1 protein-coding gene is annotated in these 4,965 nt (G+C 32.5%); it reads left to right on the forward strand.

The window, feature by feature from the left end:
* Window positions 1-360: 360 nt before the first annotated feature.
* Window positions 361-4,803, forward strand: coding sequence for an Eco57I restriction-modification methylase domain-containing protein (locus tag Q0K80_RS09830; protein ID WP_294605876.1), 4,443 nt, complete (start codon window positions 361-363; stop codon window positions 4,801-4,803).
* Window positions 4,804-4,965 lie beyond the last annotated feature (162 nt).

The raw sequence follows: 4,965 nt of genomic DNA on the forward strand, positions 1-4,965 counted from the left end.
GAGCACGTCACTAGTAATGATGAGGTCGGAGGTTCGAATCCTCTAGTCAGCATAATTTATATACTTAAAATTAATTGAAGTCTATCAACTCATACTTAAATGTGTTAATTTGATGGGCTTTTTATTTGTTTTGAAACAAACTGAAACAGTTTGAAATGAATAAAAAAGTAAAGGAATTAATTGAAATAAACACACAAAAACACACAAAGTACTTTTTGTGATTAGTTTTCTGATTTTTAGAGAGTGCCAAAATGGCTTAATAGCGGGCTTTTAGCTCGTTTTTTTGTGTGTTTAAGTGAATTTGAACCGTGTGTCTTGTATAATTAAGTTGTTAGAATAAACAGAATACAGGACGTAGACATGGAAAGTAATTTTGAATTTCTTAATCAAGATGCATTAACAAGACAATATTATACTAGAGCAACTCAAGCTGAATTAAGTTACGTGATGGGAATTTATCCTGGTGTACTTATTGCTGTTCGTGCGATTGCTGAAAATATGGCTAGAGATGTTGCTGATCAAAAATATCTTAAACTAGGTGATCGTGAAACTTTTGATAATATTCTAAAAAGATTAAAGCAAGGTGCTTATATTGACGATTATGCACTACAACTCTTTTATGACATTAAAGGTCCAGGTAACGTTGCAGCTCATACTTTGGAAAATAGTTCTAAAGAAGAGGCATTAAAATTATTAAAACAGTTATTTGCCTTAACCGCTTGGTTTGTAGGTGCTTTTTATGATGAATCGATTAATGTAACTAGTTTCAAGGAACCAGAAAAAGCAGAGCATTTATATCAAACAACTACTCTACCTTCTAGCTCCGAAAAGAATTTAATTTATATTCAAACAGCAGACAATTCTTCTGGTAAATTTAAAGTTTATGAAGGAAATCAAAAAGTAGGAAAAACAGGTGTTGGTGATCTTGCTGAAGATAATTCTGACAACAGTCCTTATTTACGTGATTGGGCTCAAAAGAGAATTAATCAATATATGAAGACATCCGGAGTACCAGCTAAATTAGAATGGGCTGAACTTGCCTATCGTAAGTCTGATGGTTGGTGGTTCTCTGATCATGATGTGCACTATGTACTTGAAAGATCAGGGATTAAGCATAGTCAAGATTTAGCAGGTGATGAATGGTTTGAAACTGATTTAGCTACTGCAAAAAAGGCTATCAAGGCTGTAAAAGAGGGTAAGGATAGTTTAGACGGAGTTATTCCACCTTCTAAAATAAAGATAGTTTTACGGCCGGAGCAACAAGAAGCAGTAGATAAAACTAAAGTTGGTTTTAAATCAGGGCAAAAGATGCTTTGGAATGCCAAGATGCGCTTTGGTAAGACTTTAACTGCTTTAAAACTGATTAAAGAAGAAAAATACCAAAAAGTTCTGATTATGACTCATCGTCCAGTTGTTGATGATGGTTGGTTTGATGACTTTAATAAGATAGGGATGCCAGATGCCGGTTATATTTATGGTTCTAAAAAGCAAGGACATAAAGATATAACTGACTTAGAGCAAACTGGAAAGCCTTATGTTTATTTTGCAAGTATTCAAGATTTAGGTGGTTCAGAAGCCGTAGGCGGAAAAGTTTCAGATAAAAATAGAGAGCTGTTCAAGGTTAACTGGGACTTAGTGATAGTTGATGAAGCGCATGAAGGTACACAGACAGAGTTAACTCAAAATATCTTAAATCTAGTAGTTAAAAAACATACTAAAGAATTAGATCTTTCAGGCACACCTTTCAATATTATTTCTGATTATGATGAAGATCATGTCTTTACTTGGGACTACACTATGGAACAAGAGGCTAAAAGTAATTGGGCTAAAATGCATCCCGGTGTAGAAAATCCATACTCTGGTTTACCTAAAGTATCAATGTTTACTTTTGAAATGAATGCCCATTTTAAAGACCCTCGGTTTACTGGTGATGGTTTTGATAAATATACCTTTAACTTCAAGGAATTCTTTAGAACGGACAAAAATGGTAAGTTTGTTTATGAAAGTGATGTTAAGCATTTTCTAGATAATATTACTAATCCAGGTTCTACTAATTATCCTTTTTCAACACGTGAATTCAGAAATAGATTACGTCATACTTTATGGATTTTACCTGGAATTAAAGGAGCAAATGCGTTAGAAGATTTATTGAAGCAGCATCCCGTTTTTGGTTCAGAATATAAGATTTTAAATGTTGTTAGAAATGATAAATCTGATACAGTGCTTGGTACTGATAATGACGCTAAGGCTGAAAATAAAGCTATTGCAGAAGCTGATAAGGAAGGTAAAAAGACAATTACCTTAACGGTAAGAAAACTAACTACAGGGGCAACTATTCCCGAATGGACAGGGGTAATTTTCTTGTCCAATACTAATAGTGCTATGCAGTACTTACAAGCTGCCTTTAGAGCACAAACACCATATTCATCACCAGAATTTGGTAAAAAAGAGAATTGTTATATCTTTGATTTTGCTCCAGATCGTGCTTTAACTGTTATGGCTGAATCTACTAGTTTAGCTACTGGCGTTGGTAAGATTCAAACTAAGGAACAGCGTCAAAGAATGGCTAAGTTGATGAACTTTTTACCAATTATTGGTGAAAGTAACCAACAAATGAAACCATTTAAGGTAGATAGATTACTTGCAAAGATTAAACGTGCATATGCTGAAAAAGCTGTAAGAACCGGTTTTGACGATGATTCCATTTATAGTGACCAATTGCTATTGATTAAAGATGCAGACTTAGAAGCCTTTAACAATTTAAAAGGTATCATTGGTACTACTAAAAAAGATAAGAAACCAATGAAGATTGATGTTAATCATCAAGGCTTAGATGAAGAAGAATACGATAAAGCTGAAAAAGGTAGGAAGAAAAAGCCAAGAGAAAGAACACCAGAAGAACAAGCTGCTATAGATAAGGTTAAGAAGCTAAAAAAGCAACGTCGTACCATGATTTCGATCTTACGAGGTATTTCTATTAGAATTCCTATGATGATTTATGGTATGGATATTAAGTTTGATGAAGATGTTTCAATCAGAAAATTTGTTAATAATATTGATGATATTTCTTGGCAAGAATTCATGCCTAAAGGAATAACTAAAGAGCTGTTTAACCAGTTTATTAAGTACTATGATGCTGATGTTTTCATTGAAGCCGGGAAGATTATAAGACGACAGGTTAAAGAATTAGACCGTAGTGATCCTCTTGAAAGAGTTGATAAGTTAGCAGACATTTTCAGTACTTTTAGGAATCCTGATAAGGAAACAGTATTAACTCCATGGCGCGTTGTTAATATGCATTTAGGTAAGACAATAGGTGGTCTATCTTTCTACGACAAGCACTTTGAACAACCATATCAAGATGGTAAAGTTATTAGACGTTGGATTCAAACCGAGTATACTGATAAAACATTGAGTAGGGATGCGCATGTTTTGGAAATAAATTCCAAAACAGGTTTGTATCCTTTGTATGTAGCTACTTCGATTTATTGGCGAGAATTTCAAAAGATGAATGATCAACGTGCAGGTAAGTTCAATTTAGAAGATGAGCTGCTATTGTGGCAAAGAATCTTAAGGGAAAATATTTTCTTAGTTGCTAAAACACCAATGGCTAGAGAAATAGCTAAAAGAACTTTAGCCGGTTATCATTCTGATTGGGATATCAATGCGGAGTATGTTGAAAATATCGTTGATGACTCTAAAAAGAGTATTAATGAAGAAGCTAAAAAGATTAAGGATTTATTTGGAAATATGAAATTTGATGTTGTAATCGGAAACCCACCTTATCAAGATGAATCAAAAGGACAAAATGATAATTTTCATGCGCCAATTTATAATGAGTTTTATGATTTATCTGAAAAAATATCAAATTTGGTGACTTTGATTACACCTGCTAGATTTATTTTTGATGCTGGAAGTACGCCAAAAGCTTGGAATAATAAAATGTTAAGTGATACACATTTTAAAGTTATCAAATTTTTTAATAGAAGTAATGATATTTTTCCTAATACAGATATAAAGGGTGGAGTAATTATCTCTTTATGGGATATAAATAAATCTTTTGGATCAATTAAAGAAGAAAATACTCCAGCCGGTATATATATTCCTTTTCAGGAATTAAGGTTAATAATGAAAAAGGTTGTTGGAAAACACTTCATTGGCCTTGATTCTATTGTATATGCTCCAGAAAACTATAAATTTACAGATCAAATGCATTATGAAAATCCAACTGCTGAGAGTAGGTTAAGCAGAGGGCATAAATATGATCTTAAAAGTAATATATTTGATAAACTAGATGATATTTTCTTTAAAGATCGTCCTAAAGATCGTTTTAACTATGTTGAGATTATTGGCCTAAGTCATTTGAAACGAGTTAAGAGATATATTCGTTCAGATTATGTTACAAATAATACTAACTTTAAAGGATGGAAGGTTTTTGTACCTAAAGCTAATGGAAGTGGTGCCCTAGGTGAAACTTTAAGTACGCCTGTTATTGGTAAACCATTTGTTGGTAATACACAGACCTTTATTAGTATTGGGAACTTTGGTTCAGAATATGAAGCTCAGTCAGTAATGAAATATATCAAAACTAAATTTGCTCGTATTATGTTAGGAATTTTAAAAATTACACAAGATAATACAAGAACTAGATGGCGCTTAGTTCCGATGCAAGATTTTACTTCAAATTCTGATATTGATTGGTTAAAGTCGATACATGAGATAGATCAACAATTATACAAAAAATATGATCTTTCTGATAATGAAATTAACTTCATTGAAGCGAAAGTGCAGGCTATGAAATAACAAATGGAAAAATCAAATGAATTTAAGCCAGAAAAACTTTGGAAATCATTAAAGAATAATGTAATTAAGAATCTTAAATTGTCTAATGAAAGAAAAATAGGAAGTAATTGTGCCACTACAACAATTTGGGATGGTTTAAATCATAAACATCTGTTGTTTTTA

It is taken from the genome of uncultured Lactobacillus sp., assembly GCF_945290125.1.
Lineage (GTDB): Bacteria > Bacillota > Bacilli > Lactobacillales > Lactobacillaceae > Lactobacillus > Lactobacillus rizhaonensis.

Bases quoted from the DNA above. Each gene is read 5' to 3' on its own strand.
- Q0K80_RS09830 (WP_294605876.1), top strand. From the start codon at position 361: ATGGAAAGTAATTTTGAATTTCTTAATCAAGATGCATTAACAAGACAA.